The organism is Rhizobium sp. RCC_161_2 (assembly GCF_041355235.1).
Lineage (GTDB): Bacteria > Pseudomonadota > Alphaproteobacteria > Rhizobiales > Rhizobiaceae > Rhizobium.
Genome location: NZ_JBFUPL010000046.1, coordinates 1 through 772 on the forward strand (window position 1 = coordinate 1; position 772 = coordinate 772).

Here is a 772-nt window from a genome sequence, read left to right on the forward strand (position 1 = left end):
TAGGACGCGGACTCATTAGCTGAAGCGATCCATATCCTCGTTGCGGCGAGTTTGAGGCCGGCAAGGTAGTTGTCCGCACGTCTGTCGTATCGTGTTGCCAGACCACGCATCTGTTTGATGCGATTGAAGAAACGCTCCACCAGATTGCGCTGGCGATAGACCCAACGGCTGAAGCTGAAGGTCTGTTTGCGGTTGGCCTTGGCGGGGATGTTTGCCCAGCACTTGCGTTGCTTGGCAAAGTTACGGATCGCGTCGGTGTCATAGGCCTTGTCTGCAAGGAGTGTCGATCCGGGCTGCATATCGCTCAGCAACTTTTCGGCCATGGGAGCATCGGCGGCTTGACCCGCGCTCAGTTCCAGCCGAACAGGCAAGCCATCAGCATCGACGAGCGCGTGGATCTTTGTTGTCAGGCCGCCACGCGAACGTCCCATGCAAGGATCGGCAGATCCCCCTTTTTTGCATTGGCACCATGTTGGTGAACGCGGACGCAGGAGGAATCGATCATCACTATGTCGCCGGCATAACGTTTTGAAACAGCATCCAGAAGGCGATCCCAGACGCCCGCTTTGCGCCAGCGCGAGAACCGATTGTAAAGCGTTGTGCGTGGACCATAGCGCTCCGGCACATCACGCCAGGATGAGCCAGTCCGGAAGCGCCATAGGATACCATTGATCACCCGGCGGTCATCTACGCGCTCAATTCCACGGCTGTTGGTCGGCAGCAAGGGCGCGATAACCGCCCATTCCTCGTCGGTCAATTCATGACGGCGCAT

Annotated in this window: 1 protein-coding gene; it reads right to left on the reverse strand. The window is 57.8% G+C overall.

Features of this window, described 5'->3' with window-relative positions:
• Positions 1 to 772 (reverse strand): IS5 family transposase gene (locus AB6803_RS33090; RefSeq protein WP_371112792.1). Its coding sequence is split into 2 segments (ribosomal slippage), with 770 coding nucleotides annotated over them: positions 1 to 443 and positions 446 to 772; the frame shifts between segments, so codons are not numbered across the junction. This gene is flagged as partial in the annotation.